The sequence below is a fragment of the uncultured Desulfosarcina sp. genome (assembly GCF_963664155.2).
In the GTDB taxonomy this organism is placed as follows: Bacteria; Desulfobacterota; Desulfobacteria; order Desulfobacterales; family Desulfosarcinaceae; genus Desulfosarcina.
In genome coordinates, this window is the sequence record NZ_CAXXXH010000001.1 from 2,890,525 (window position 1) to 2,917,109 (window position 26,585).

27 protein-coding genes, 1 other RNA gene and 2 pseudogenes are annotated in these 26,585 nt (G+C 50.8%); 19 read left to right on the plus strand and 11 right to left on the minus strand.

Annotated elements, in window-relative coordinates; all coding sequences use genetic code 11:
* Positions 1–6 precede the first annotated feature (6 nt).
* From ACHZBS_RS13215 to ACHZBS_RS13225, 3 genes are all read right to left on the minus strand, one after another.
* A complete protein-coding gene (locus tag ACHZBS_RS13215) occupies positions 7–768 on the minus strand; it encodes a sulfite exporter TauE/SafE family protein (RefSeq protein WP_319406987.1) in 762 nt (253 codons plus the stop codon).
* A gap of 175 nt (positions 769–943) precedes the next feature.
* Complete coding sequence (locus ACHZBS_RS13220; protein WP_394707987.1) at positions 944–1,264, minus strand: ArsR/SmtB family transcription factor; 321 nt, start codon at positions 1,262–1,264, stop codon at positions 944–946.
* 107 nt (positions 1,265–1,371) lie between these two features.
* Positions 1,372–2,607 (minus strand): putative sulfate/molybdate transporter, encoded by a 1,236-nt coding sequence (locus tag ACHZBS_RS13225; RefSeq protein ID WP_319406989.1) that lies wholly within the window; start codon positions 2,605–2,607, stop codon positions 1,372–1,374.
* A 178-nt stretch (positions 2,608–2,785) separates the two neighbouring features.
* Here ACHZBS_RS13225 and ACHZBS_RS13230 point away from each other — a divergent pair, with 178 nt between their 5' ends.
* From ACHZBS_RS13230 to ACHZBS_RS13260, 7 genes and pseudogenes are all read left to right on the plus strand, one after another.
* Positions 2,786–3,895, plus strand: a complete 1,110-nt coding sequence (locus ACHZBS_RS13230; RefSeq protein ID WP_319406990.1) for a TOBE domain-containing protein — start codon at positions 2,786–2,788, stop codon at positions 3,893–3,895.
* Positions 3,896–4,486: 591 nt separating this feature from the next.
* Positions 4,487–4,873, plus strand: a complete 387-nt coding sequence (locus ACHZBS_RS13235; protein ID WP_319406991.1) for a hypothetical protein — start codon at positions 4,487–4,489, stop codon at positions 4,871–4,873.
* A gap of 70 nt (positions 4,874–4,943) precedes the next feature.
* Positions 4,944–5,528, plus strand: coding sequence for a TetR family transcriptional regulator C-terminal domain-containing protein (locus ACHZBS_RS13240; protein ID WP_319406992.1), 585 nt, complete (start codon positions 4,944–4,946; stop codon positions 5,526–5,528).
* A gap of 254 nt (positions 5,529–5,782) precedes the next feature.
* Positions 5,783–6,310, plus strand: coding sequence for a YeeE/YedE thiosulfate transporter family protein (locus tag ACHZBS_RS13245; RefSeq protein ID WP_319406993.1), 528 nt, complete (start codon positions 5,783–5,785; stop codon positions 6,308–6,310).
* Between the two features lie 2 nt (positions 6,311–6,312).
* On the plus strand, positions 6,313–6,837 hold the full coding sequence (locus tag ACHZBS_RS13250) for a DUF6691 family protein (RefSeq protein WP_319406994.1): 525 nt from the start codon (positions 6,313–6,315) through the stop codon (positions 6,835–6,837).
* Positions 6,838–6,920: 83 nt separating this feature from the next.
* The gene (prxU, locus tag ACHZBS_RS13255) at positions 6,921–7,640 is read left to right on the plus strand and encodes a thioredoxin-dependent peroxiredoxin (RefSeq protein WP_319406995.1); all 720 of its coding nucleotides are present in this window, start codon (positions 6,921–6,923) and stop codon (positions 7,638–7,640) included.
* 107 nt (positions 7,641–7,747) lie between these two features.
* Positions 7,748–7,966, plus strand: a pseudogene (locus ACHZBS_RS13260) (rhodanese-like domain-containing protein); the annotation flags it as partial.
* A gap of 111 nt (positions 7,967–8,077) precedes the next feature.
* Here the strand turns inward: ACHZBS_RS13260 and ACHZBS_RS13265 are convergent.
* Positions 8,078–9,076, minus strand: a complete 999-nt coding sequence (locus ACHZBS_RS13265; protein WP_319406996.1) for a metal ABC transporter solute-binding protein, Zn/Mn family — start codon at positions 9,074–9,076, stop codon at positions 8,078–8,080.
* Positions 9,077–9,285: 209 nt separating this feature from the next.
* On the opposite strand from ACHZBS_RS13265, the gene ACHZBS_RS13270 reads away from it, so the two are divergent.
* From ACHZBS_RS13270 to ACHZBS_RS13325, 12 genes and pseudogenes are all read left to right on the plus strand, one after another.
* Positions 9,286–10,122, plus strand: a complete 837-nt coding sequence (locus tag ACHZBS_RS13270) for a hydantoinase/oxoprolinase N-terminal domain-containing protein (RefSeq protein WP_324292404.1) — start codon at positions 9,286–9,288, stop codon at positions 10,120–10,122.
* Between the two features lie 12 nt (positions 10,123–10,134).
* Positions 10,135–10,947 carry a hypothetical protein gene (locus tag ACHZBS_RS13275; protein WP_324292405.1) on the plus strand — a complete coding sequence of 271 codons (813 nt, stop codon included), beginning with the start codon at positions 10,135–10,137 and terminating at the stop codon, positions 10,945–10,947.
* The gene (locus ACHZBS_RS13280) at positions 10,944–11,303 is read left to right on the plus strand and encodes a hypothetical protein (RefSeq protein WP_319406997.1); all 360 of its coding nucleotides are present in this window, start codon (positions 10,944–10,946) and stop codon (positions 11,301–11,303) included. Before ACHZBS_RS13275 ends, ACHZBS_RS13280 begins: the two co-directional genes overlap by 4 nt.
* A gap of 719 nt (positions 11,304–12,022) precedes the next feature.
* Positions 12,023–13,414 (plus strand): IS66 family transposase, encoded by a 1,392-nt coding sequence (gene tnpC, locus ACHZBS_RS13285; protein ID WP_319406998.1) that lies wholly within the window; start codon positions 12,023–12,025, stop codon positions 13,412–13,414.
* An 18-nt stretch (positions 13,415–13,432) separates the two neighbouring features.
* Entirely contained in the window at positions 13,433–13,840 is a 408-nt protein-coding gene (locus ACHZBS_RS13290; protein WP_319406999.1) for a hypothetical protein, read from the plus strand.
* A gap of 71 nt (positions 13,841–13,911) precedes the next feature.
* Positions 13,912–14,886, plus strand: a pseudogene (locus ACHZBS_RS13295) (IS1595 family transposase).
* 394 nt (positions 14,887–15,280) lie between these two features.
* Complete coding sequence (locus tag ACHZBS_RS13300; RefSeq protein ID WP_319405756.1) at positions 15,281–16,498, plus strand: ISL3 family transposase; 1,218 nt, start codon at positions 15,281–15,283, stop codon at positions 16,496–16,498.
* A 15-nt stretch (positions 16,499–16,513) separates the two neighbouring features.
* Positions 16,514–16,849 carry a Rid family hydrolase gene (locus ACHZBS_RS13305; protein WP_319409083.1) on the plus strand — a complete coding sequence of 112 codons (336 nt, stop codon included), beginning with the start codon at positions 16,514–16,516 and terminating at the stop codon, positions 16,847–16,849.
* Positions 16,850–16,858: 9 nt separating this feature from the next.
* Positions 16,859–17,698 (plus strand): PhzF family phenazine biosynthesis protein, encoded by an 840-nt coding sequence (locus tag ACHZBS_RS13310; RefSeq protein WP_319407000.1) that lies wholly within the window; start codon positions 16,859–16,861, stop codon positions 17,696–17,698.
* A 150-nt stretch (positions 17,699–17,848) separates the two neighbouring features.
* A complete protein-coding gene (locus ACHZBS_RS13315) occupies positions 17,849–18,250 on the plus strand; it encodes a YbhB/YbcL family Raf kinase inhibitor-like protein (protein ID WP_319407001.1) in 402 nt (133 codons plus the stop codon).
* A 279-nt stretch (positions 18,251–18,529) separates the two neighbouring features.
* A complete protein-coding gene (locus tag ACHZBS_RS13320; RefSeq protein ID WP_319409084.1) occupies positions 18,530–18,997 on the plus strand; it encodes an isoprenylcysteine carboxylmethyltransferase family protein in 468 nt (155 codons plus the stop codon).
* 76 nt (positions 18,998–19,073) lie between these two features.
* Positions 19,074–19,442: a PAS domain-containing protein gene (locus ACHZBS_RS13325; protein WP_319407002.1), complete on the plus strand. Its 369-nt coding sequence runs from the start codon at positions 19,074–19,076 to the stop codon at positions 19,440–19,442.
* Between the two features lie 320 nt (positions 19,443–19,762).
* Here ACHZBS_RS13325 and ssrA read toward each other — a convergent pair.
* From ssrA to ACHZBS_RS13360, 7 genes are all read right to left on the minus strand, one after another.
* Positions 19,763–20,115, minus strand: a transfer-messenger RNA (tmRNA) gene (gene ssrA, locus ACHZBS_RS13330).
* Between the two features lie 136 nt (positions 20,116–20,251).
* Complete coding sequence (locus tag ACHZBS_RS13335) at positions 20,252–20,974, minus strand: ABC transporter ATP-binding protein (protein ID WP_319407003.1); 723 nt, start codon at positions 20,972–20,974, stop codon at positions 20,252–20,254.
* Positions 20,975–22,201 (minus strand): high-affinity branched-chain amino acid ABC transporter permease LivM, encoded by a 1,227-nt coding sequence (gene livM, locus ACHZBS_RS13340; protein ID WP_319407004.1) that lies wholly within the window; start codon positions 22,199–22,201, stop codon positions 20,975–20,977.
* The gene (locus tag ACHZBS_RS13345; protein WP_319407005.1) at positions 22,185–23,096 is read right to left on the minus strand and encodes a branched-chain amino acid ABC transporter permease; all 912 of its coding nucleotides are present in this window, start codon (positions 23,094–23,096) and stop codon (positions 22,185–22,187) included. The genes livM and ACHZBS_RS13345 overlap by 17 nt, the downstream gene beginning before the upstream one ends.
* A gap of 92 nt (positions 23,097–23,188) precedes the next feature.
* Positions 23,189–24,325 carry a branched-chain amino acid ABC transporter substrate-binding protein gene (locus tag ACHZBS_RS13350; protein ID WP_319407006.1) on the minus strand — a complete coding sequence of 379 codons (1,137 nt, stop codon included), beginning with the start codon at positions 24,323–24,325 and terminating at the stop codon, positions 23,189–23,191.
* Positions 24,326–24,344: 19 nt separating this feature from the next.
* Complete coding sequence (locus ACHZBS_RS13355) at positions 24,345–25,118, minus strand: ABC transporter ATP-binding protein (protein ID WP_319407007.1); 774 nt, start codon at positions 25,116–25,118, stop codon at positions 24,345–24,347.
* 58 nt (positions 25,119–25,176) lie between these two features.
* Positions 25,177–25,911 carry an FCD domain-containing protein gene (locus ACHZBS_RS13360; protein ID WP_319407008.1) on the minus strand — a complete coding sequence of 245 codons (735 nt, stop codon included), beginning with the start codon at positions 25,909–25,911 and terminating at the stop codon, positions 25,177–25,179.
* Between the last annotated feature and the right edge of the window lie 674 nt (positions 25,912–26,585).

The following is a 26,585-nucleotide window of genomic DNA, read 5'->3' on the forward strand; positions in this document are numbered from 1 at the left end:
GTCTCCTTACTGGATTAGCCATGCCTGGTGGAACAGTTTGATGCACAAGGCGAAGAGAATCAAACTGAATATCATCCGAATGGTTTTGCCTTTCAATCGTGCGCTCATGATCCGGGCACCGGCCTGGCCACCGGCAAATGACGCCACGGCAGCGGGAAGGATGAATCCCCAGTTGATCGCTTCCATGGATGCATATCCCAGAAAACCGGTCAGGGATGAAAAACAGACGATGAAGGTCGATGAGGCGGCGGCGATCTTGGTGGGGGTTTTAAGGATGTAAATCAAAAGGGGCACGACGAACACACCGCCGCCGATGCCCAGCATCCCGCCCAGGAAGCCGATACACGCGCCGATGCCTATGCCGCCGGCGATCTTCCGGGAAGGCGTCATACCGACACCGGCAACTTCATCCGGTGTCGACATTAGCATGCGAACACCTGCCAGGGCCAGCACGATGGCCATTAGGATCAGGAAAGGCTCCAGGTCGAGGCGTCGGTTGACCATTGCACCAGCGGGAGCGCCCAGGCTCGACGAGACGATCAGGGGGACGGCGAGGGTAAAATCCACCATCTTCTTGCGTGAATAGGCGTAGGCCGCCGACGCTGCAGCGACGAGGTTCAGAAACAGCGACGTCGAGGCTGCCACAGCCTTGGAGTATCCGAGAAGCACGAACAGGGGAGAAAAGATCAGACCCCCGCCGAGACCGACCATGGTCAGCACTAGGGAGATGAGAAAAATCCCGGCAATCAGGAACGCAGAGATGGGCATGGCCTGGAAAATGCCTTTTTCTATTTGGGTTCAGGATCGTTTTTTTCCTTCATGCAAGGATGGCCTTGAACATCACCGTGGCATTTACGGATCTGTTCAGGGGTGCAGTTTTCCGGCTTGTCCTGCAACTTGGTGGGTTGCTGGCAACAGGTTTGACACATATCGACCTCCTCAGTTATTTTTTAGTTTTGAAGGTATCGTCAATCCGCCAACATATGGCGTTGTTGCTTTTCTTTGTCGCAGCCAGTTCGCTGATTTGCGAAGCCACCTGGTTCAAGGCCTCGCGTTCGACGATATAGTGGGTCCAGTAGCCGCGTTTTTCTCCTTTGACCAAACCTGCCTTGCGCAATATTTGAAGATGTTGGGATACGGCTGGCTTGGATATGCTGAGATGCTTGGCCAATGCACCGACACACAAATCGTTGGTAGTGAGCAATTGTAGGATTTTCAATCGGCGCTCATCCGCCAGAGCTTTTATGACCTTGATTAAAAGCATTCGCTTTTCCAATTAAGTGAATGATGAAATAATTAAAATAATAGTTTATTAGATTTGTCAATCAAAAATAATAGCACCGTCCGTTATCTCAATAGTCCGCATATTCTTCACACGTTGAGTTTTTCCGATTTCAACACATAAGCGACGACGATGCCCACCAGGAAACCGGCCGCCAGGTTCGAGGCCAGAGTGATGCCGACGATCAGAATTGATACGAATAAATCTTTGCGGGTATTGATATCCAACAGGGTAAGGCTCAGCTGCGCCCCGGCGAATATCAGCAGAATGCCCAGGGCGGACATGGGAAGCAAATAAATTATGCCCATGAGATGGTCGCCCAGAAGCAAGGCCAAGAGAATGAATAGGCCGCCGATCATCAGGTTGGACCCTCCGGTACGGGCACCAAAGCGATAGCGTGAGGCAAGCCCGCCGGCACCGGTGCACATGGGCATGCCTCCCAGGAAGAAACTCCCCAGGTTGGCCAGCGCCATGCTGATGCAAAGCGCCCGGTAGGTAACGCGCCGGCCGTCTTCCGGAAAATACTGGATCGACAGGTCGGCATTGGAAATGACGGCATTGCCCAGTGTCATTGGTACCTGCGGAATCACCAGCACCAGCAGGGCGAAAGTGAAATCAGCGGCCGAAGGAAGTCCATAAGGCAACCAATCAGGCGGGTATAACCCCAGTTGAATCTGCTGAAAGCCTTCGCGCGTTCCCCAAAAAAGGCCGATCAGTATGCCCACGCCAACGACGACAATGGCTGCCGGCAGTCGTTTGTTGTCCAACAGGACAAGCGTCAGTAGCCCCAAAACGCCGCCGATGACCAACCCCAGAGGAATAGGCCCAAGGGCCTGAACACTGAGGTAGGGCTCCGCCGCCTGTTTCAGTGCCTGGAATTTGGATGTGCCCAGCATCAATTTTACCCCCTGGGACACCAGCAGCACCCCAGTGGACAACTGCACGCCCCGGATTACGGGCTTAGGAATGTAACGGCCAATGACCGTAATAATGCCGGTCCCGCCGATGATGATCAGAAAGAGAAACAGCCAGAGGCTCGAGGCCTGGATCTGGCTGGCGCTGATGCCGGTGGCGATGGCATAGGCGCTGATGACCTTCATTGGCTCTACCGGACTGGTTACCTTGAAATAGAGACCGGAAAGGACATAATACAGCCCCACCATGAGAAACAAACCCATTGGGCTCAATCCGTTGATCAGGATCATACCGATGGCCAGGGGCAATATGGTTCCCAAATCGCCCAGGCTGCCTGCCAATTCCATACGATTGAACCGTAGCGCCAAATTCATGCCGGTTCGATGATGGGCCATACGGGTGTCATCCATGCCGTTCTCCTCAGTCTTTCGCTGGATCTATATCAAGAAGATCACTTGACATATAATCACGTTTTTTATTATATTCGTGATATTAACTGCCTGCTGAATTGATGTCAAGCATGATGTTAAATGTCAGGGTCACGCATTCCATATGTAGTTGAATTTACAAGCATTGAGGACAACGATAATGAAACTGAAAACCCGAAGAACGGGCAGTCAAGCATCTCAATCGGTTGCACTTACGGGAGAGGGGCGTCAAAGACCCATTTTTGCCACCCCGGCAAAAGGAAAATACCTCGATGCGACCCAACTCCACCGGTTGGAACAATCCTATCGCGAATGGGTCGGGGCGACACCGCGATCTGATGTGCGCATCGCTCGTCAGCGTATTTTACTCATTTTCTTGATCATTCGGCACACGGGTGTGAAGCTGAATGAAGTGTTAACCCTCGATCCAATCCAGGATATTGATTTTGATCTTAAAATTCTAAAGATCGTCGACTCACAGGATGACACGGACCATCCTCGACGCACGGTCCAGTTATCGGAAGAATTGTGCAAGGAAATGCACGCGATGATTTCCGGTACATTGAAAGGTGATGCTGCGAAAAGTCTGTTTCGTGTGGATCCTGGATTTGTCAGGAAAAAGTTCTACGAACGTGCGGAAGCCTGCGGGTTTGCCAAACAACTTGGTGCACCCGAAAGCTTACGCAAGTCACGCGGCGTCGAATTGATTCAAAACAATATGCCCCTTCCAGCCGTTCAGATGATGCTGGGGCATTCCACGCCGAACCTGACCTCCTCCTACGTATCATTTTCCCAAGATGATATTCAGCAGACGATCAGGCTGTTCATTGAAAAAGAATCGGATCGTAAAACCAGTGCACGGAATACTTTCTTCGGCAAAGTCGAAGCCATCAAACAAGGCGATATTCAGACCCAAGTTACTTTGATGACTTTGGGAGGCTATCGACTGACGACAGTGATCACCAATGATAGCTTGCACCGCCTTGGTTTGAGCGTAGGCAAGGTAGTCACTGCCGAAATCAAAGCACCTTGGGTCATATTGCAGCAATCTGGAAAGGACGTATCAACCAGTTCGGAGAATATTTTAAGCGGTGTGGTTGAAAGGATCCACCAAGGGAAAATAAATACCGAATATCAAGTCCGATTACCAGATGGAACAGCGGTTTGTTCCATCGTATCAACTGAAAGCGCTAAACGACTCGCACTCGTAAAGGGGGATCAAATTTATGCGATGTTTAACGCATATTCAGTGGTACTGCTGTCTGGCTGAAAACAATTAATAGCCATCACAAAGCCCTATAGTACGAGTTGTTCAGATACCTGCTATGTAGGAAATAAAAATACATTTCAGCATGATAGGCCACCTCATACAAGATCTTGTGGCCTGCTTTTTCCGAAAAAATCAACGCTTCGTTCCGCGTATCTTTATTGGCAAGTAAGAAGGGGGTGAAACCGAAACCGGCATCACCCCCTTTCATTTTCACTCAATAGCCTCAGCCCTGTCAGCATGGATCCCGAATTCACCCATGATATCCAATTGATAAATGAAAATTATTTGTTTTCTTTGATACTTATGGAGGCTGGCAATTAATGCCAAGTTCTGGTGGTGTCCATTTTTATGGGATAGCCAGAACGTATTTGCGTGGCCATGGAGATTCTTGCGACTAATATGAAGCATATCTATCCTAACATTTGGCAATGATGCGATTCGAAAGCTTATCTCAAAATTTGGAATCAAGCCAAGCCTGATAGCTACCAGATCGCCCGAATCCTGGACTTGACATACCCAGGATTCATTACCACCTTGAAAAACAGACCGACCGGTCTATTCATAGTCACCAACTCAAACAGGAGACGAAAAATGAAGATATCCAAAGACGCAGTTACAGTTCAATTGGAGATCCCGGGCGCCGTGATCCGTCAGCAGAAGGGCTTCGGCCAGGCCGGCGACTTCGGTACCATCAGCGGCGAGTACTTCACGCTCGCGTCGGGGGTCGATACCACTCCTCTATTCAAGGGGTTGGATGGTGATAGCTGCCAGTGCCCCCACTGGGGCTTCGTGCTGAGCGGCCACATCACCACCACCGATGCGTCTGGCCAGCAGGAGTCGGTCGCCGCGAACGATTTGTTCTACTGGCCGCCCGGGCACAACGTGAAGGTCGAAGCCGACGCGGAGATCATCATGTTCAGCCCCCAGCGGGAGCACAGCCACGTCATTGAGCACATGGCCGAGAAGCTGAACGGATAGCCGAGGCCCAGGGGGCGGCGCGGACGGCCAATGCCGCCCCCTCCCTTCCTTACCGGCCGAAGGAGGTGTAATGAGTTCAGAGTCGTCAACGCGCGAGCGCCTGATCGCCACCGGCCTGCCCATGCTCTTGGAACGAGGATACAACGGCCTCGGCCTGCAGGCCCTGTTGTCGGCGGCAGGCGTCCCGAAAGGGTCCTTTTACCACCATTTCCGTGACAAGGAGGACTTCGCGCTCCAGGTCGTCGACGCCTATATGCGAGAGGTGCATGCAGGCCTCGACGCCTGCCTCGGCGACCCTTCAGTCATCCCGCTCGACCGGGTGCGCCGTTTCTTCACGGCGACGCAGCAGATCTACCGCCAGCAGGGATACATGGGCTGCCTGCTGGGAGGGCTCGGCCAGGAGCTTTCGGGGGTAAGCGATGCCTTCCGGCGGAAGATCGAAGAGTGTTTCACTGAGATCTCCACCCGCCTGGCCATCTGCCTTGAGGAGGCACGGGAGCGTGGCGACCTCCCGGCCACCTCCGATCCGCAGCGGTTGGCAACCCTGCTGGTCGACTGCTGGGAGGGCGCGGCGCTGCGAAGCCGACTGCAGCGTGATCATGCCCCCCTGGAGGCGATGCTCGAATTCTATTTCCGGTCAGCGGGCAAATCCTGACACAGGAAGGAGAGTCCGAGTTCTCGCACAGGGCCGAAGTCGGCGAAGTGGGCTACCCGATTCAATGGTCGTGAAATTAACTCCTGCCTTTTATCCGCCATTATAGAAAAATATAATCATTTTCGATGATCATATTAAAATTTCAAATTTCCGAATTGACTTTATGAGCAAATGCTTTTAAACTTTTAGAATCATTTTTAAAAATCAACCCCTTAAAAGATATTGATTATTCACGATTTAAGAAAGGAGAGCTGATGTTAAGACAACCTTGGAGCCCGTATGTTGCTGGCGGCTTGACGGGTGTGCTGCTCATATTATCGGTGTGGGTCGGCGGCAATTTTTTCGGAGCTTCAACCACCTTTTCCCGTAGCGCGTCGGCTATCGAGGAAGCCGTCGGCATCGATACCTCGAATATTGAGTATTTTACAACCAGCAAGGGGAAATACGGTCCAGGCTCGTTGCCGAATTGGCAATTGATGTTTCTGGTCGGCATTATTATCGGCGGATTCGTAGCATCAAAATTGTCTGGGGACTTTCGCATTCAAGCGATTCCTGACATGTGGCAGGAACGCTTCGGACCCAACCCGGTGAAGCGGGCCGTGGTTGCCATTATCGGTGGTACAATTGCGTTGTTCGGCGCCAGGCTTGCCGGTGGCTGACCCAGCGGTCACGGACTGAGCGGTCTGGCTCAGCTTTCGGTCAGTGGATTTGTCGCATTGGCAGCCTTTTTTATCGGAGGCCTGATTTCTGCCAACCTGATGTACGGTACACAAAGGAAATAAACATGAGTCTGATTTATGGCATTGTGACAGGCATTCTCTTTGGCTTTTTACTGCAGAAAGGACATGTTCTGAGGTACGATAAACAGGTTGGGGCTTTACGATTGATGGATATGACAATTTTCAAATTCATGCTGAGCGCTATCATGGTGGCGGCAATCGGCATCTATCTTCTTAAAGATCTTGGCCTGATTCAACTGAGTATGAAATCAACGTCCATCGGAGCCCAAGTCATCGGAGGGATGCTTTTTGGCATCGGATGGGGCCTGTTGGGTTACTGTCCGGGAACAGCTGCTGGAGCTCTCGGCGAAGGCCGCATCGATGGCTTGTGCGGCATACTTGGTATGTTATTGGGAGGGGCGATATATGCGTCGGCTTTTCCATTTATGAAAGCATACATTATTCCCATGGGAAATTTTGGAAAAATCAGCCTTCCACAAATCATCGGTATCAATCATTGGATCGTGATTCTTATTTTCGCGGCACTTTTGGTCTTGTTGTTCCGTTTTTTCGAAAAGAAAAACCTATAAGCGGTCTTTCGTAACAATCCTGTAAATTGATTTCCAACGAGTTCTTGTGGATCAATTGCGGGAACAACAGAAAGGAGGCATTGATGCCTGAAGAGATGGAGGTCGGCTGCGCAAGACCGACCGGAGGGCCTGTTGGAGAACCGGTCGAAGAGACTGTGGTTGAAGAAAACAAACCCATTCAAAAGGAGATATCAATGATTCACGTGGGAGAAAAAGTGCCCGATTTTGTTGCCCCAGGATATCAGAAGGGCAAATTCATTAATGTCAAACTGTCCGATTATCTAGGCAAATGGACCCTGCTATGTTTTTATCCGGGCGATTTCACTTTCGTCTGAGCCACTGAAATTTCGGCGGTCGCCGAAAAATATCAGGATTTCCAGAAGCTGGGCGTCGAAGTGCTTTCCATGAGCATTGACAGCATGTTTGTTCACAAGATGTGGGATGACCACGAATTGTCCAAGATGGTCGACGGGGGCGTGTCTTTCCCCATGCTCTCAGATGCTGGTGGAAAAATCGGCCGTTTATACGGTATTTACAATGAAGCTGCCGGTGTGGAAAACCGCGGTCGTTTCATCATCGATCCGGATGGCGTGTGCCAAGGGTTTGAAGTCCTGACACCACCAGTGGGCCGTAACATTCAGGAGACCTTCCGCCAGGTACAAGCTTTCCAGCTCATTCGTGAAACCAAGGGCGCGGAAGCCACGCCATCCGGGTGGCGTCCGGGCAAAAAGACACTCAAACCCGGGCCTAATCTGGTCGGCAACGTCTGGAAGGAATGGAAAACCAGTATGGCATTTGACTGATCGAAAATTCGTTTCCCTGACCCAGAAAAAAAATGAATCCAGGCTGGAATGTCATTTCATGTTTCCGATATTCCAGCCTTTTTTAAATACACTGAAAGGAGGATACGATGCGCTGGAAACAATTCTTCACTCCGACAAAATCGATTTCTGCCGAGGAAGCCAAAACGTTAATGGCAGAAAAATCTCAGGATGAATTCAATTTGATCGATGTCCGCCAGCCCAAGGAGTATGAAGCCAGCCATATTCCAGGTTCCAAACTGATCCCCATTGCCGATCTGGATAAACGGCTTGACGAGATCGACCCGTCAAAGCCAACCCTGGTCTACTGAGCCGTCGGCGGGAGGAGCCGTGTAGCGGCTCAAATGCTGTTAGGCAAACGAAATTCCAGTATACTCCCAATCCCTATTGCATAGGATACTATAAGTTCATTCATAGAACTATTTCAATGCACTTTGAAACTTATTTGCAACCTCGCGCAAATTGGCCATCCAGTCTCCAGCTAAAGGATCGGCAAAAACTACCTGGCCGCCAATCTCCTGGGAAATGAGTTGGGCGCTTTTGGTTGAGAACTGAGGCTGGACGAAAACCACCTTGATACCGTTTTCCCTCGCATGCTCGATCAGCTCTTTTAGCTGAGCTGGTTTGGGATCCTTGCCTTCAATCTCGATGGGCACCTGTTTCAACCCATAGGCATGCGCAAAATAGCCCCAGGCCGGGTGGAATACCAGGAATTGAAGACCTTTTTTCCCTGCGAAGGTCGTTTTCAAATCGGCGTCCAGTTGGTCGATCTGCGCTGTAAATTCATGGAAGTTGACTTCATAGTCCTTCTGATGCGCCGGGTCTGCCTCCTGCAGCGCGGCCTGGATGGTGCGGGCCTGGATTTTTACAAGCGGCGGCGACAGCCAGGTATGCGGGTCAAGGCCGGTATGTTCGTGATGGCCTTCATCATGCTCCGTCTCCCCATGATGTTCACCTTTTTCATGGGCATGCTCCGCTTCAGCATGGTGCTCATCCTTCCCTTCCTCATGGTGTTCACCTTTATCATGATGTTCCTTTTCATGGCCGTCATGATGATCGTGGTGAGCCGCCATGGCAATCTTTTCGATACCATTGTCCGTATGGATTACCTTAAGATTAGGATTGGTTGCCGTTATTTTGCCTAAGTTCGCCTCTTCAAACTCGATCCCCACAGCGAAGTATATTTTGGCTTTGGAAATGGCAACCATCTGCTGCGGTTTGGGTTCATACGTATGTGGATCGGCGCCAGGTTCAACCATAACCTGGACATCAACCAAATCCCTGCCAATTTGTTGCACAAAAAATTTTTGGGGTGCGATAGTGACAAATACGGGGAGCCTACCAGCTGCGAAACAATTTCCCAGCAAAACAAATAGAATAGAGATAGCAAGAATTAACATTGTAAACTTTCGGTTCATTTTGACCCCCTTCCATACGGACATGGTTTTGGTGATAAATTCATCATATGCAAATATGTTTCGCACAATTTTACTCTTTTTTTTGTTAATAATTATAATATCACTTTGTTTATATTGATAAAAACAATATACAAGAAAAATATTGTCTATGCAACAATATTGCATTAGTTTTTGAAATGAAATATTGACCTCGTCCATGAGGTGAAAAAATGGTAACAAAATCCAGTAAGCCGATCTACGGTATCGGTATCGACACCGGCGGCACCTATACAGACGCGGTTCTCTTTGATCTGCGAGAACGTCAAGTCATCTGCGTCAGCAAGCGACCGACCATTCACCACCGCCTTGAACGGAGCATTGTTCAGGCACTTGACGATATTTTTCCTGTCGGTAACGCCAAATCCTTGCGGAAGATCGCCTTTTCCACGACATTGGCCACCAATGCCATTACCGAGGGTCGCATGAGCAGGGTCGGCCTGATCGTCATCGGCCAGGTAAAACCGTTCGATGCCCCGGTGGTGCTGGTCCGGTATGTGGAGGGCGGCCACGACCACCTTGGCAAAGAGGTCTTGCCCTTAAATGTTGAACAGATTGTCGATGCGGTGAACAGCTTCAAGGGGTATGTGGACGCTTATGCCATCGCGGCATCGGGCAGCATCGAAAACCCGACGCATGAGCAAGTGGCGGCCAAGGCAATCGAACTGGTGGATCGCAAACCGGTTGTCTGTTCCTGTGATGTCAGCTCCAAATCAGGCATCCGTAAAAGGGCGACCACCGCCGTCCTCCATGCCAGCTTGATGCCCGTCATCCAAAGATTTGTTTCGCAAGTAAACCAATTACAAAAGGATCGGCTCCTTACCGCTGATATGCGGATCATTCGAGGCGACGCCACGGCTGACGATCTGACGAAGGCAGTCGCGCTTGCAGCCAGTACCGTGGCCAGCGGTCCGGCCGCCACGGCCTATTTCGGGGCCAAGTCCACTGCTGCCAAGCTGGCAATGGTTGTTGACATCGGCGGAACGACTACGGATATCACGTTCATTTAAAATGGAAAGCCGGTGATTTCGAATGAAGGCAGCCTGATCGACCGCAGGCAGACACAAATTGATGCCGTCGATATGCACACCGTCGGCATTGGTGGCGACAGCCTTGTTCGGTTAAGCCGTTCAGGTCAACTGAGCGTCGGCCCTTTGCGGATTCAGCCTCTGGCGATGGCCCAAGGCATTCCCGATCCGGCAAGTTGGATCGGAGAAGAAAATCGCAGCCGATGGATCATCAACGTCAATTCGAATGAACGAGACCAATCTGCTGCTTTGGATCCTGTAGTTGCTCACCTTCTGCGCGAGAAAGGGGCAACCCCGGCTGACATGATCGCACGATTAGGCATGTCCGACTTTGGCCTGGATCGTCGATTGGAAGAACTGGCTTTCAACAATAAAATTTCCGCTGTGGGTTTTACGCCCACCGATGCCCTTCATGTGCTCGGCAAGTCTCAACTGGGGGATGCGGCGGCATCCATTGCAGGCGCTCGAATACTGGCAGATTTACGGGGCGAAACGATTGAGGCTTTTTGCAGCGCGGTTCTTGAAGCAACGCATCGAAAGATCGCCGACGCCATTTTGGCATATACATTTTCCAAACAGACCGGCAAATCGATAAAAGCCTTCTCAACTGATGACCAAGGTATTCTGCTTTTTTCATGCAACTTCAAGCTCGACGTCCCCATCGTCGGCGTCGGCGCAGCAGCCCGGCATCTGCTGCCTAAAGTGGCCAACAGGCTGCACACGGAGGCGATTTTTCCATCCCACTTCGAGGTCGGCAATGCACTGGGCGCCATTATGATTGCATTGAACGATGAAAGGCAAAAATGAAAACACTCTCTCCCAGACAGATGCATGCCGGCAGCTGTTTTGAAGCCACATTGGAGGTTGCCAGCGAAACCAGGGATGCCGTTGTCATTCATGGCTGGCTTCACAACCAGGAAGGCTGGATCCTGCATGCCTGGTGCGAAGTCGATGAATGGGTCATCGACCTTACCGAAACCCGGGAACCCATAGATAAATCCACCTACTATCGGATCATGGACGTCACGACCGAAAGATCCATCCGCTATAATCGACAGGAGTTTTTTGTCTTGGCGGCAGAGCATGGGCATTTTGGACCCTTCGACAAGGTCTTTTTCTTTGCTGAGCAATCCGCTGTCGATCCCATCAAAAAAATTCCCTGAGGATAATTATCAATAGAACCTGACTTATTCGGAGAGAATCTTGCAATGCTACAAATGCTGATAATCGGTGGCGGGATGGTGTTCAAGGAGTTCCGGATTAAACCGGTTAGTTTGAAATATACGGTGTCCAAGGGAAAGCAGACGACAGGCAGGGAGCTGTTGATTACAAATTATTAATTGCCGATAAATTGAATGCACTTGTGGGACGCCAAATAGCCCATGAATCTCTGAATGATCTTTACCATGACGCTGTATTGAAAAATTATCCGTAAATACGGATAAGCACCAAAATCGGCATAATATCCGTCTGTTTTAAATTTAATGGTCATTGTCAAAAAAAAGTCAGCAAAAAAGAGAAGGACTCAATTTTCTTGATTTATCAAATGGCTATGGTAGGGAAAAGAGGTCTGTGTTCCAAAAACCAGCGTTTTTCAAACCGACATGCGCAAACTTGATTTTAACCAAACCGTTTATTCATCGTATTGCGATGAATAAACTATGTTATAGCTATTAGGAATAACCCTTATTGAAGTTTTTATATTTTTTGCTCTCTTCATACTATTTTCTATTCAATTCTTGTAAGCATTCACGGGGTACTTTGAGGATCCAACTGGTCTCGCAACCCCCCGAAATCAAAGCACAAAAAATAGATCATAACTAACCGAAATAATACAAAATAAATCTAGATTTTTCTTTTTGACTATGGTAGAGTGCTTTTCATGGCACTCAAAAGACCCTTTTCGGAACTCGATTGGCAACTGACACCAGAGCCGGTGCGACAGTATATCATGGCTCTGGAACGGATGCTTTTCGATATGGAACAGCGGATTGTAGCCCACGAAAAGCGGCTGGAGAAGCTTGAGGTTCGGTCCAGCAAAAATTCTCATAACTCCAGTAAGCCGCCGTCATCCGATCCGCCCTTTAGCAGGCAAAAGAGAAAACAGAAAAAGAGTACACGTGCAAAAGGCGGTCAGAAAGGCCACAAGCCGCATCAGCGGCAGATGCTGGATCCGACCGAGAGCCATTGGTTGATGCCGACGCGCTGCGCATGCGGGCATGCGCAGTTCGATCCGCAAAAGATGCAGCCGTTTTATGCGCATCAGCATATCGAGCTACCCGAAATCGAAATGCAAATCAGCCACTATATTCTCCAGCAATGTGACTGTCCCAACTGCGGCAGGACGGTCAAGGCCGCGCTACCTTCTGACGTATCCACCGGTTATGGGCCGCGCTTTACCGCGCTTATCGGAGAATTGAGTGGGATCAAGGCCATGAGCCGCAACGACGTCAAGCAGTTGTGTGAGTCGGTTCTGGGCATCGGGATTGCCACCGGAACCATCCAGAAGCTTGTCGACCGCACGTCAAATGCGCTATTGCCGGCCTACGAACGCATCGGCCGGGTCGCCCGACGCTTTTGGTGCAACTACATCGACGAAACTTCCTGGTTTAAGGAAAACGACCTGCACTGGTTGTGGGCCATGGCCAACGAACGGGTGGCGTTTTATCGCATCGACCCGCATCGCTCCAAGGAAGCTTTCGAAAAACTGGTCCGGGATTGGGACGGGATTCTGGCCAGCGATGGTTACGGCCTATATCGAAAATGGGTTAACCGCCAAACCTGCCTGGCCCATCTGATCCGCAAAGCCGATGCCCTGGCGGAACGAAAGAAAACCGATCTTTGCCGCTTCGGAGAAATCGTCGCCGCCTGGCTGAGGCAACTGGTATCGTTTGCCAAAGAACCTCCCGACCCGGAAATGTGGTCGGATTTTTATACGTTCTTTTTGTTTACCGTCTCCGTTTGGGAGAAGGACAAGACCGACGCCGGAAAACTCGCCCGGCAGATTGTTCGCGAAATGGACAGTCTGTGGACCTTTCTCGATCACCATGGCATTGAACCGACCAACAACCGTGCCGAACGGGCACTGCGCTTTGGGGTGCTATGGCGAAAGCGCAGCCTGGGCACCCAAAGCGAAAAGGGAAACCGGTGGGTCGAAAGGATATTATCCCTGAAAGAAACCTGCCGTCTAAATGCAAAACCGACGTTCCCGTTCCTCGTGGAATGTATTACTTCCTATTTTCGAAGGTCGACGCCCAATCTCTCCTGGATTTAATTCAAACTGGAATATCCCGTGAACGCGTACCAATTCTTTATTAAGATTCGATTGAGAGAATTGGAAACAAAATATGGTGGAAAGGTTCGCTGGCATCCCGTAGGACCAGATTTTACATCAGATGAAATTGAACTTAGTCTCTATTTTGGACGATCTGGAAGCAGCACAACTGTAAATGTAAAACAACAACCAAAAAAACACGTCTGGTTGGAATTAAAACCCTTAAATTCTTTATATTTAAATCAGAAATCAAACCACAATAGCTTTGATGAACTTTATTCTTGTATAGTTCATGTCCCCAAAGATTTTGAAATTTTAACTCAGGAAATAAAAGCTTTTATAGCAGAAACTTCTATGGGCTATCTGTCTTTACACATTAATCAATATGAATTCTTTTTTACGGTTCTCTATGAAGCTCCAGTTTGATTGGTTGTGACCGTATCTGTCACAGCCCCGCGGTAATGTGGCCTCATAACCCAAAACAGGAGGCCGCCACCATGACCGATTTTACCATTGCCGAGGATTTCCCGAAATCCGAAATCGAATTCGATCAACGTTTTTCACAACCGGATGCCTGTTTCGATTATCTGTTCCAACAAAAATGGCCCGATGGCTTTGTGTGCAAAAAATGTGGCCACACACGGTACTGGTTGAGTTCAAGAAACCTGTATATTTGCACCCAATGCGAACATCAACATTCGTTGACGGCCGGAACGATCATGGACAGTTCCAAAAAACCGATCACCTACTGGTTTAAAGCCATGTGGTGGTTCACGACTCGCAAATCCGGCATCAATGCGGTGAACCTGAAGGAACTGCTGGGCTTTGGCAGTTATCAAACCGCCTGGACCTGGCTTCAAAAGCTTCGTCGCTGTACCATTCGCCACGAGCGCGAAAAGCTTTCCGGCCGCGTCGAGGTCGATGAGTTTTTCATCGGGGGGCAAAGCCCAGGCAAACGGGGCCGGGGGGCTGAAGGCAAATCCATTGTTGCGATTGCCGTGGAACGGTGAGACATCGAAAAACGAATGGGTCGCATTCGTTTGCATGTCGCCCTGGATTGCTCAGGATATTCATTGGAAACCTTCATCCTCGACAATATCGAGCCCGGTTCGACCATCGCTACGGACGATTGGCAAAGCTATAATATCATTGATAAAGATCAGTATCGACGCGAGATAACGAACCAAAGCAAAAGCAAGGATTACGAAAAACTATATGGTGTCCATTTGGTAACGACCTTGATCAAACGACTGATCAGAGGAACCTACCAGGGACGATTCGAACCGAAATACCTCCAAAACTATCTTGACGAGTATGTGTTTCGCTTCAATCGCCGCAAATCGAAGAGCATTGGCAAAAAGTTCATGCGTATCGTTCAACAGGTGCTGAAGACGCCCCGGATATCCTGGCCAGAGATTCCGTGGGATGTGGACCCCATCTCTGAGTATTTCCTGACAACTGGAGCTTCATAGAGAACCGTATTCTTTTTAAGAACGACAAGCATTAGAATAAGAGATATAGAAAACTGCCTTCAGCTGCTTATAATGGTAAAAAATAGAATCAAAGAATACGAGTCTAACACTTAAAAGTGTTATAACAATCTGCTGCTCCAGACGCTCGTTCCTCGCGCCGGAGAGCAGCACGTTGGGCTCATCTATTAGCTCGAAATCTATGATAAAAGATGCGGGAGCATCTTTTCAGGAGATCTAAAAATGAAGACAAAAAAAGTAAACGTATCTGGTCTTGGTCGGCTCCCTGCATTTTGTCATGCAGCGATTGCTGGGGATTTCATTTATGGGTTCCTCGCTGTTTCGTATGGGTAGATAGTTGATTGACTTACCGCACTAGTGATAATCGCTAAGCACTATGAAAGATACAGAACTCCTTCAAATGGCTCTTGGTCTGAAACCGCCCTGGCAGGTTTCGACAGCGGATTTCAACCCCGATGAAAAGCGTCTGGATATCCGCCTTGATTTTCCCAAAGGGAGCACCTTCACTTGCCCGAAATGTGGGCTATCGGGAGTCAAGGCCCACGATACCGTCGAGAAAACATGGCGGCATCTGAACTTCTTCCAGCACGAAGCGTATCTGACCGCCAGGGTTGCCAGAATCGACTGCAAAAAATGCGGCATCCGTCTGGTTGATGTGCCCTGGGCCAGACCCGGCAGCGGCTTCACGCTGTTGTTTGAAGCGATGATTATGATACTGGCCAAGGCTATGCCGGTGAAAACCGTCGCCGAGTTTGTCCGTGAGCACGATACCCGGTTATGGCGTATCTTGCATCACTATGTGGGCGAAGCGCGTAAGGCCGCCGACCACAGTCAGGTCAAGCATGTCGGCATGGACGAAACCTCAAGACGCCGCGGCCACAACTATGTCAGCCTGTTTGTCGATCTTGACGAAACCCGGGTTCTGTTCGCCACCGGCGGCAAGGATGCATCAACCGTTGATCGATTCAAAAGAGATCTCACCGACCATGGCGGCAATCCCGGCGCTATCGAGGAGATGTGCTGCGACATGTCTCCGGCGTTCATCAGCGGTGTCGAAAAACATTTTCCCGAAGCCCATATCACCTTCGATAAGTTCCATGTGCTGAAAGTCCTCAACGAAGCGGTGGACCAGGTTCGCCGGGAAGAATCCAAAGGCCGGCCGGTGCTAAAGGGCAGCCGCTATCTTTGGCTGAAGAACCCATCCAACCTCAAGGCGTCCCAGGCCGAACAGCTTGAACAATTGACGATCAAAAAGCTCAACCTCAAAACCAGCCGGGCGTACCACATCAAACTCAACTTTCAGGAATTCTACAATCAGACCGCCCGGACCGCCGAAACCTTTTTGAAGAAATGGTATTTCTGGGCAACCCACAGCCGCCTGGAGCCCATGAAAAAAGCCGCATACACCATCAAGAACCACTGGGACGGCGTCCTGCGTTGGTTTACCTCCAGGATCAATAACGGAATCCTAGAAGGGATAAACAGTCTGATTCAAGCTGCCAAAGCCAGAGCCCGAGGGTATCGAACTGAGCGAACACTTATCACCATGATTTATCTTATTGCAGGCAAACTGAAGTTCGATTTACCCACATGAAACAGCGAGGAACCCATTTATGTTTCAGGTACATTGGGGACAAAATCAGACTCAATGGAGCTTGTAGAGGGAGGAACCGGAGCGGAAACCGCTCAGGCTCTTCAGAATATTGGCCTCATTCTAAAGGCATGCGGTGCCTCTTTTTCCGATCTTGTAAAAGTTAGTGTTTTTCTTGCTGATATAAAGACTTTCCCGGAAATGAATGATGCCTACCTTGAAGTGATGGGCAGTGATCCTCCCGCACGTATCACGGTCGGTGGCGCTGAACTAGCACGTGGAGCTGCAGTCGAGATTGATGCGGTTGCATACAAGCCACACGCGATATCGGACGGGATTAGCGAAACTCGATAAGGAAACATAATGAATGCGGGAACACTTTATCGGAGGTCAGCTTTTACGGACAACCCCAAAGGTGGTAATCCCGCCGGAGTTTGGGTTGGTGAGACATTGCCATCTGTAGATGTTATGCAGCGAATTGCGGCCGAAGTCGGTTACTCCGAAACTGCGTTTGTGGCGCCGACTATCGGACAGAACCGAACGATTCGTTATTACAGTCCTGAGATGGAGGTGCCGTTTTGTGGTCACGCTACCATTGCGACAGGTGTAGTGCTCGGCGAGACTGAAGGTGACGGTACATATCGATTAGCAACTGCTGTGGGAGAGGTCTCTATCACGGTTCATTCCCAAGGTGGAATACGAGAAGCCTCGCTGACTTCAGTGGAGCCCAAGAACAAAGGTGCTTCCGATTTACTTGTCAATGAAGCTCTCTCAGCGCTTGGCTGGCAATTCAGTGATATAGATGGCTCAATTCCTCCAGCCAGAGTTTATGCTGGGGCATGGCATTTGTTATTGGCCATCAATGATCCGCATAGACTGGCCCAGTTAAATTATGACTTTGAGAGACTGAAGGCTCTTATGCTTCAAGAAGGACTTACTACGCTACAATTGGTATGGCGAGAGAGTACCAATGTATTTCACTCCCGCAATCCATTTCCAGTAGGTGGGGTTGTAGAAGACCCCGCCACGGGTGCGGCAGCAGCAGCGCTTGGGGGGTATCTCCGGGAAGCTGAACTCATTGCTGTGCCCGCCACCATTTTCATCCGTCAAGGGGAGGCGATGGGCCGTCCGAGTCGACTGACAGTCGAAATACCTGCTACAGGGGGAATCGTGGTAAGAGGTACTGCGGTTCCGATTGAGTGAGGCTGAGTAATGTCGAATGAGGGTTGTGTAATCGAGTGCGGTTTCAATCCGTCACACCCGCCCAACAAATCGCTTCACTGGATTTTCACTCCGCTGGGCTTCGTGAAAACCAGTGAGTTCAACCGTTATATGGGCTGAAAGGGGAAAAATATGAGGTTAAATAGTATTATTTGGATTCTATTTATCATCCTTTTTGGCTGCTCTGATGATTATTCGAATTTGCCGCAAATGTCTGTTGATTTTAATTGGCCGAAAGACCAGAAGTGTTTTGATGAAAGATCGCCAAGAATTACTCTTGAAAATGTCCCCAATTCTACCAAATCATTTCAGATTAATTTGTATGACTTGGACAGTAGGTATGATCACGGTGGTGGAACCGTCACCTTTGAGGGTTTAGAGATTTTGGCAGAGGGATCGCTAAAAGAGTATAAAGGACCTTGCCCAGGCTATGGCTCGCCACGATATCAATTGACTGTTAAAGCAATAGATGGGAATGGAAAAGTAATCGCCATTGGAAAACAGACTAAAAAATTTCCTCCTGAGCCTGAATGATAGAAATCATATAACAACACCATGCACTGGATTCGCAGGGACGGTCTACTGTGGCACAAGCACAGTTTGGTATTAACGTGCTACTATCGAAGTCCTCATTCCCTGCTCCCCAGTGATGGTGAACGTTAGCACGCTCATCTCGGCACCAACGTCGGGCAGTGTCCTACGGTAACCAGGCTTGAAAATACTTTGCATGACTATCCAAAGATCCATTCGGAGCCCAAGAGGTAGCCAATGCCTTCCGGAGAAAAAATCGGAAACCGGTTTAAAACACTGGCAATGGTTGTAGTTTTCGGGATTTTTGTCTTCTATGTACCCCTGCGGTTGGCTGCTTCGGATAATCACACCAGGTTGTCGATGCTTAAACCGTTCCGGCTCCTCGGCCCCATACTGATTGTCCTGGGGGTCATCGGCTACATCATGAGCATCTGGAGGTTCATTGCGGAGGCAGCAGCATCGCCAATGATGGGCGATTCCGGCAAGATTATCACCACGGGGATCTATCGCTACACGAGAAACCCCATCTACATCTTCGTCTGGATGGTCCTCTTTGGGGAATCCCTATTTTTCACCTCACTGGACCTGCTGTACTACCTGATTTTCTGGATCGTCATTTTCAACCTGTTGGTACGTTTCGCAGAGGAACCCTACATGCGCGCCCAATTCGGCGAGGAATACGACCAATACTGCCGCAAAGTACCCCGGTGGTTTCCGGCGCTGCCGAGGCGAAGGAGAAGAAACGGCTAACAATTTTTTGCACCCGGCAGGCGTTCCGCTGCCGCTCCACACCTGCCGGTGAAAAACACGTTCTACGAGGAAAGAAATGAAGAGGGAAATATACGAAGCTTTGCTCGATACTGTTCGCAGCCCGATTGTGTTTGTAGACAACGACCACATTATCCGGTTTCTGAACAAGCCGGCTAAAGACCGATACTATGGGAAGCTAAGGTATTCTGACCTTATTGGGAAATCCTTGTTCGACTGCCACAATAAAGAGTCCGAAAAGCTGACCAAGCATATCCACGCCAGGCTTATGGCCGGTGAGGACGAGGTGTTCTTGAAGTTGAGCGACGATAATTACAGGATCACTGTTGTTGCTGTTCGAGAGCGTAGCGGGAATCTGATAGGTTACTATGAGCACTTTGAGGAACTCGCAGAACCAGTAAATTCAACGGAACCAAAGGGCCGCTGATTAATCCGTTTTTTCCAAAGGCAAATAGACGACTGGAAGAGAGTTGCTGATCAGCAAATTTTAAGGAGGCGATGAGCTAAAAAAATCAACCTGCCGATTCTGTCGAATTGCTATATGCGATTCGGACAAGTTTTTTGCGTTCTCATGATCCCGCCCGAAACTTTTCTGAGATAGTGTGCAAACTTTTCTGAGATAGTGTGCAAGTTTATAACGAGATGGCGCTTCTGGTTAAGAATCGGGGGAAGGTTTTACCCAAAACGTTCCCAAAACAAACAAAGGCCCATGAAAAATCATAAGCCATTGAAAATACTCCTAAAAATTGGTGGAGGCGGCGGGAGTCGAACCCGCGTCCGAAAACATTCCACACTGATATCTACATGCTTGTCCTGATCTCTAAGTTTCGCCTTTGGCAGTCTCCATCAGGCAGGGTACTTCAAAGGCTATCCTGCTAAAATTTCGCCGTTACTGTAACAGGCATTCAGATTCGGCTATCCCACTAGTCGACGTTCTATCCAGGTCCGCGGGAGAAACCCGGTAGAACGGTAGCATTAAGCTGCTACGGCGTAGTTATAATCGTCTGCGATTATGTTTATTTCCCACCGGTTTTACGAGATGGTAGGAACTCGGCATGCAATCGGTGCTTCTTTATCCCCGTCGAAGCCGTTTCGCCCCCAATTTGTTAAAGAACAGTCTTGACGGTATACTAACGCTCGGGTCTGCCGATGTCAAGCAGCTGCGGAAATATTAAACGCCCCGGAAACCCTTTTCAATCAAGGGATCAGGGGCGTCAGGTGTTGGGCATATTCAGGCTATTCGCCCAGATAGGCCTTGCGTATATCCGGGTTGTCGAGCAATTTTTTGGCATTATCCTCCAGGGTGATGTTGCCGGTTTCCAGCACGTAGCCCCGGGAGGCAGCCTGGAGGGCCAGATTGGCATTCTGCTCCACCAGTAAAATGGTGGTGCCTTCCCTTTTGTTGACATCTTTGATGATATCGAAAATCTGTTGGACGATCAGCGGAGCCAGTCCCAGGGAGGGTTCGTCCAGCAAAAGGACCTTGGGCCGGCCCATCAGTGCCCGGGCGATGGCCAGCATCTGCTGCTCTCCGCCGGACAGGGTACCGCCATGCTGTTTATGGCGATCCTTGAGGATGGGAAACAGCTTGTAGACATGCTGCCGGTCTGATTCGATGGCTGCATTATCCTTGCGAAAGAAAGCGCCCAGAGTCAGGTTCTCGTCCACGGTCAGGCGGGGAAAGATCCGCCTTCCTTCCGGGACCTGACACAGGCCGGCTTCGGGCAGGATCTCCGCCGCTTTCCCGTGGATGGGATTTCCGTCGTACCAGATCTCTCCCTTGTCGATGGGGATCACGCAGCAGGTGGTCATCAGCGTCGTTGACTTGCCGGCACCGTTGGCGCCGATGATGGCCACAATTTCCCCCGGGTATACTTTGAGGGAAATTCCCTTGAGGGCCTTGATGCTGCCGTAGCTGGAATAGACGTCTTTCAGTTCGAGAATCGGTTGATCAGCCATCTATCCCTCCTTCTCTTCGCCCCGGGAGCCCATGCGTTTGGCCGGGATGAGGCCGGCAGGCCGGAACAGCATCATTACCACCATGGACATACCGAATACCAGCATACGGTAGGTTTCAAATTCGCGGAAGACCTCCGGCAGCACGATCAGGGCGGCTGCGCCCAGGATGATGCCGGGGATGGAGGCCATGCCGCCTAAAACGACCATGCTCAGCACCATGGCCGATTCGAGGAAGGTGAAACTTTCCGGACTGACAAAGCGCATGCGGGCACAGAAAAACGCCCCGGCCAGCCCGGCGAAGAGCGCACCCATGGCGTAGGCCAGCAGTTTAAGTTTGAAGGTATTGACCCCCATCAGTTCGGCGGCTGTTTCATCTTCACGGATGGATTCCCAGGCCCTGCCGATCCTGGAATAGTTCAGATGCCTGACCGAGATGATGGTGACGATGGCCAGGAACAGGGCAACATAATAGAGGTAGTGCAGCTTCTTCAGGTACAGAACCTCCAGGCTGAACCCGTTTTCGAAACTGGGGATATAAATGCTGGGCGGGTTGATGCCGAGAATGCCGTTGGGGCCGTTGGTCAGCGACATCCAGTTGTTGAGCAGGATGCGTACAATCTCTCCGAAACCCAGGGTCACGATGGCCAGGTAGTCGCCACGCATGCGCAGGGTAGGATAACCGATGAGGCATCCGGCAGTTAACGCCAGTGTTGCCGCAATGGGCAGGCAGATCCAGAACGACATGCCGAAATGGATGTTTAAAAGGGCGTAGGTGTATGCACCGACGCCGTAAAAGGCAATGTAGCCCAGATCCAGCATCCCTGCCAGCCCCACGACTATGTTGAGCCCCAGCCCCAGACAGACATAGATCAGCACGTTGGTGGCCACGTCCTGGGCATAGCGTCCGGTGAAGAAGGGATAGCAAAAGGCGGCCGCCAGCAGTATGATGATCCAGACCCAGGTGGGCACCTTGCCCGAGGCCCGCCCGACGGTGTCCCGCAGCCCGGCGAGTGGCCGGCTGACGGCATTCAGAATGCCGCTTTTGTTCATGACATAAAGCAGCAGGCAGATTGTGGTACCGATGGTGATATAGCCCCAGGCGGTAAAGGTCTTATCGAAGGATAGGGTGCCGTCCGGGTGAATGCCCAGCATGGGCCACAGCAGCCCCAGCAGCCATAGAAGGCCGATGGTGTAAGGTTTCCAGATTTTTTTAAACTCTTGTATCATCGATATTCTCGCCCATGATTCCAGTCGGTTTGAAGTAAAGCACGGAGATCAGGATAATGAAGGCAAACACGTCCTTGTATTGCCCGGATATGTATCCCGCACCGAAAATTTCCACCATGCCGATGATCAATCCGCCCAGCATGGCGCCGGTGATGTTGCCGATACCGCCCAGCACGGCGGCGGCAAAGGCCTTGATGCCGGGCAAAAAGCCCATGTCATAGCGCACCGAGCCGTAGTAAAGGCCCACCATGATGCCGGCGGCGGCGGCCAGCCCGGCCCCGATGGCGAAGGTCAGGGAGATGATCCGGTTGCTGCTGATGGAGACCAGACTGCTCATGACCTTGTCCTGGGCCGTGGCCCGCATGGCCATGCCGATCTTGGTCTTAAACACCAGGAGATTGAGTCCGAACAGCAGGAAGATAGTCATCCCCACGATCGTCATTTGCAGATAGCCGATAGTGATATTTCCCAAATTGACACCGCCCTGGAACAGCTCGCCGGGATAGGCTTTGTCATAGACGCCCTGGGTCAGCATCATTCCGTTGGACAGGAAGATGGACATACCCAGGGCGGAGAGCAGGGCAGCCAGGCGCGACTGGCGTCGCAGGGGCTTGTAGGCCACTTTTTCGACGCCTACGGCCAGAAAGGCGCAATAGCCCATGGATAGGACAAAGGCGGCTGCCAGACAGAGTATGGGGTGGGTGTCCATGTATCCCAGTCCGGTAAAAAAACTGAGCAGGATAACACCCATATAGCCTCCGGCCGCAAAAAATTCACCGTGGGCGAAGTTGATCAGCTGAATTACACCATAGACCATGGTGTAGCCCAGCGCGATCAGGGCGTACAGGCCGCCCAAAGTAATGCCGTTTATCAACTGCTGAATAAAAAATTCCATAGCAATCGCTTTTCAGATGTTGTGCTTGCAGTGAACCCGATAAGGGTGACCGCCCTGTCAACTTGCCAAGGCGGTCACGTCACATTACCGACTTATTTGAGTAGTCCCTTCTCGGGAGACCAGTAGGGCACGAACTCGCCTTTAACAACCTTGAAGGCGATGTAGGACGATCCGGAGTCTCCGTTGGCCTTGAACTTGATCCGTTTGGCCACGCCGTCGAAATCCATCTTCATGATTTCGGCCTTGATTTTGGCCGGGTCGGTGGAGCCGGCCGTCTTGATGGCCTGGAGCAGGACGGTGGCTGCATCATAGGCGTAGGTGGCATAAGCGGCGATGGCGCCGTATTTGGGCACGTAGATTTTTTCGAAGGCTTTGTACTCGGGGGTGGTGGTATCGGTGAATCCGTAGGTCAGGTAAACACCTTCGGCCGCATCCTTGGCCACTTCCATGAACTTGGGCTGGAACATGGCGTCCTGGGTGACAATCTGGGACGTCATACCCAAACGTTTGGCCTGCAGCGCCATCAGTGCGCCGGGAGAGTATCCCTGCAGCGACATGTAGAAAATATCGGCATTGGCGGCTTTGGCCTTGGTCAGCACGGCGGCGAAGTCCTTGTCACCCTGGTTGACGTGATCATGCTCGACGACCTCGATGCCGAGTTCCTTGCAGGCTTTGCTGACGCCGTCGGCCAACCCCTGGGAGTAGGTGGTCTTGTCGTCGACGATGAAGACGGTTTTGGCCTTCAGGGACTCTTTCAGGAATTTGGCGGCGGCCGGCGCCTGGTCATCGTCACGGCCGCACAGGCGGAACATGTAGGGCAGACCGCGGTCGGTGACTTTTTCGTTGGTGGAGGCCGGGGTCAGCATGGGGATGTCTTCTTCGGCCAGGGTCTCGGAGGCCGGGATGGTGGAAGACGAGCAGTAAGCGCCGACAACACCGACCACTTCCAGGTTGATAAGCTTGTTGGCGGCGGCCACGGCCTGTTTCGGATCACAGGCGGTGTCCTGGGCAAACAGCTCGATCTTGTCATAACCGGGAATCCCGCCGGCTTCTTCGAAAACCTGAATTGCGGTCAGCACACCGTTTTTAATGTCGGTTCCATCTGAGGCGTAGGGGCCGGTCAGCGGACTCATGGAGCCGATATTCAGGGTTTTTGCGGTCGCCGTTCCCATGATGAAGGGGACGACCATCAGGCCAAGTACCAGTGCGACGAACAGTTTTTTCCTCATTTGAAGCTCCTCCTGTTGATTAATGATTTTTACTTGCCGGTTGACCCAGGTATGCCTCGATTACCTGGGGACTGGACTGAATCTCTTCCGGCGTCCCTTCGGCGATCTTCACCCCGTGATCAACACATACAATACGATGACACACGCCCATGACCACTTTCATATCGTGCTCTACCAGGAGCACGTCGATCCCGAGTTCACAAATCCGGGAGATATCCTTCATCAGCGCCGAACTTTCCGACGGGTTCATGCCGGCGGCCGGTTCGTCCAGTAAAATCACCTTGGGCTGGGACGCCATTGCACGGGCGATCTCGAGCCGCCGCTGCAGACCGTAAGGCAGGTTCGAGGCTACCGTGTCCGCATACTTGTCTACACCCATGAATTTGAGAGCTTCAAGTGCTTTGCCGCGAATCTGCCGCTCTTCCCTTCGCTGGGAAAGGGTGCGGAAAATAGCGCCCACCACCCCTTTTCTGGACCGGCAGTGCCGGGCCACCATGGCGTTTTCAACCGCCGTCATGGCCGAAAAGAGTCTGATGTTCTGAAAGGTCCGGGCCACCCCCTTTGCAAAAATCTCATGGGGGCGTTTGCCCAGAATATTTTTACCCTCGAAGCGCACCTTACCGGAGCTGGCCTTGTAAACGCCGGTGAGCACATTGAACACCGTGGTTTTGCCTGCGCCGTTGGGACCGATGAGGCCCACGATCTCACCTGAATTGATCGAAAAGCTCAGTTGTGACAGGGCCACCAGCCCGCCGAATCTTACCGTGATGTTGTCCAATTCTAAATGTGCCATAACACCCAACCGTTAATTCTGTTGACGTATTGAGCCGCACCCACGGGCGGCTTCCAAATCATGTTCTACGCTGCCGCTCCCGCATTTCCATGTAGCCGTTGAATCGCCTCACGTGGGTTCGAACGATCTCGCCGGCTTTTTCCGCATTCCCGCTTTCCATGGCCGCCACCACATCCTCGAGATCCTGAAGGTTTTCATTCATTTCCGGTTCCTCCATCACCAGAAATTCGTCATAATAACGGCGAAGGTTCTCATGAATGGTCTTGAGGATCGATATATAGATGGGATTGCCCGTAATTTTGGCAAAATACAGGTGAATTTTTTTGTCTGCGGCGAGAAAATCGGAAACGGCTTCAACACCTCGATCCGCATATTTTCGGGCTTCATTCAACAGCGTCTTGAGAATACGCCGATGCGATGCTTTCATTCTCGATGTGGCCAGGACTACTACATCGCCTTCCACCCGTTCACGGAATTCGGCAATGTGCCGCAGGGATACCTGATGGGAGCGAATCAACAGATCCAGACTCTCGGTTACGAGATCCGAGGAGACCGTTTTGACGACGGCACCGCCGCCCATTCCCAGCTTGATCTCGATGAGCCCCTTTTGTTCCAGTACGCGCAGGGCTTCGCGAAGGGTGCTCCGGCTGGTCTGAAGCATCTCTTTGAGGTCGCGCTCGGCGGGAAGCCGATCCCCCACTTTCAGTTGGCCGTCGATAATGGCTTCCTGGATCTGTTCGACCACATCCTGGAAAATCCGGTTTTGTCTGGCAGCGCGAAACAAATGGGTCATCGATCAGCAGCTCGATCCTGGGTGAACATGAAAACCTAAAGGCGTAAAAGATAACGTGAAACAGCCACTCCGGGGGAGCGATGAATTTATTTTCAGAATGGTCTGACCATTTATAATATTTGCTTTAAACTGTCAAGATGATTTTTTTTCAAAATGCCATTTATTTTATGCATCCCGATAAGTTGGGAAAAAAAGTCTGACCGATGCCATATGCCGTTTCAAAGCCGTCGGTAAGCCCTATTGTATGGCCGGCGTCCAATTCCATGCTTTCGACATACTGACGCATTCCTGCGGGTTGAAACGCAGACCCACCGAGATTTGGTGTCGCGAAAACGGGTGCGTTTCCTGCGGCTTGCCACGGAGAGGTTTTAACCCTCATGCTCATTAATGAGAATGCATATAAATCAAATGCCGTGCCAGGGATGAGAAGAAACTGTATAGGTTGTGGAGTCAACAGGTTAATGCGAAGCGTGGCAGGATTAGAGGGGGTTTTTGTATTTCATTTTTGTTACTATGCCAGCATAAATATGCCGTTATTGTCAGTATCCGGGCAGATACGAAAAAAGGCCTTTCCATTATGGCGGAAAGGCCTTTTTTCAGTTGCAGGATAATTTGCCGATTATTTTTCCGGTTTTAAGCGGCCGGATGCTATGGATCACGCCTTGTTGGTATAC

What these genes read in the sequence shown, in the direction of transcription:
- ACHZBS_RS13215 (WP_319406987.1), bottom strand. Translation starts at nt 768, where the DNA reads ATGCCCATCTCTGCGTTCCTGATTGCCGGGATTTTTCTCATCTCCCTA.
- ACHZBS_RS13220 (WP_394707987.1), bottom strand. Translation starts at nt 1,264, where the DNA reads ATGCTTTTAATCAAGGTCATAAAAGCTCTGGCGGATGAGCGCCGATTG.
- ACHZBS_RS13225 (WP_319406989.1), bottom strand. Translation starts at nt 2,607, where the DNA reads ATGGATGACACCCGTATGGCCCATCATCGAACCGGCATGAATTTGGCG.
- ACHZBS_RS13230 (WP_319406990.1), top strand. Translation starts at nt 2,786, where the DNA reads ATGAAACTGAAAACCCGAAGAACGGGCAGTCAAGCATCTCAATCGGTT.
- ACHZBS_RS13235 (WP_319406991.1), top strand. Translation starts at nt 4,487, where the DNA reads ATGAAGATATCCAAAGACGCAGTTACAGTTCAATTGGAGATCCCGGGC.
- ACHZBS_RS13240 (WP_319406992.1), top strand. Translation starts at nt 4,944, where the DNA reads ATGAGTTCAGAGTCGTCAACGCGCGAGCGCCTGATCGCCACCGGCCTG.
- ACHZBS_RS13250 (WP_319406994.1), top strand. Translation starts at nt 6,313, where the DNA reads ATGAGTCTGATTTATGGCATTGTGACAGGCATTCTCTTTGGCTTTTTA.
- ACHZBS_RS13265 (WP_319406996.1), bottom strand. Translation starts at nt 9,076, where the DNA reads ATGAACCGAAAGTTTACAATGTTAATTCTTGCTATCTCTATTCTATTT.
- ACHZBS_RS13270 (WP_324292404.1), top strand. Translation starts at nt 9,286, where the DNA reads ATGGTAACAAAATCCAGTAAGCCGATCTACGGTATCGGTATCGACACC.
- ACHZBS_RS13280 (WP_319406997.1), top strand. Translation starts at nt 10,944, where the DNA reads ATGAAAACACTCTCTCCCAGACAGATGCATGCCGGCAGCTGTTTTGAA.
- tnpC (WP_319406998.1), top strand. Translation starts at nt 12,023, where the DNA reads ATGGCACTCAAAAGACCCTTTTCGGAACTCGATTGGCAACTGACACCA.
- ACHZBS_RS13300 (WP_319405756.1), top strand. Translation starts at nt 15,281, where the DNA reads ATGAAAGATACAGAACTCCTTCAAATGGCTCTTGGTCTGAAACCGCCC.
- ACHZBS_RS13310 (WP_319407000.1), top strand. Translation starts at nt 16,859, where the DNA reads ATGAATGCGGGAACACTTTATCGGAGGTCAGCTTTTACGGACAACCCC.
- ACHZBS_RS13315 (WP_319407001.1), top strand. Translation starts at nt 17,849, where the DNA reads ATGAGGTTAAATAGTATTATTTGGATTCTATTTATCATCCTTTTTGGC.
- ACHZBS_RS13320 (WP_319409084.1), top strand. Translation starts at nt 18,530, where the DNA reads ATGGTTGTAGTTTTCGGGATTTTTGTCTTCTATGTACCCCTGCGGTTG.
- ACHZBS_RS13325 (WP_319407002.1), top strand. Translation starts at nt 19,074, where the DNA reads ATGAAGAGGGAAATATACGAAGCTTTGCTCGATACTGTTCGCAGCCCG.
- ACHZBS_RS13335 (WP_319407003.1), bottom strand. Translation starts at nt 20,974, where the DNA reads ATGGCTGATCAACCGATTCTCGAACTGAAAGACGTCTATTCCAGCTAC.
- livM (WP_319407004.1), bottom strand. Translation starts at nt 22,201, where the DNA reads ATGATACAAGAGTTTAAAAAAATCTGGAAACCTTACACCATCGGCCTT.
- ACHZBS_RS13345 (WP_319407005.1), bottom strand. Translation starts at nt 23,096, where the DNA reads ATGGAATTTTTTATTCAGCAGTTGATAAACGGCATTACTTTGGGCGGC.
- ACHZBS_RS13350 (WP_319407006.1), bottom strand. Translation starts at nt 24,325, where the DNA reads ATGAGGAAAAAACTGTTCGTCGCACTGGTACTTGGCCTGATGGTCGTC.
- ACHZBS_RS13355 (WP_319407007.1), bottom strand. Translation starts at nt 25,118, where the DNA reads ATGGCACATTTAGAATTGGACAACATCACGGTAAGATTCGGCGGGCTG.
- ACHZBS_RS13360 (WP_319407008.1), bottom strand. Translation starts at nt 25,911, where the DNA reads ATGACCCATTTGTTTCGCGCTGCCAGACAAAACCGGATTTTCCAGGAT.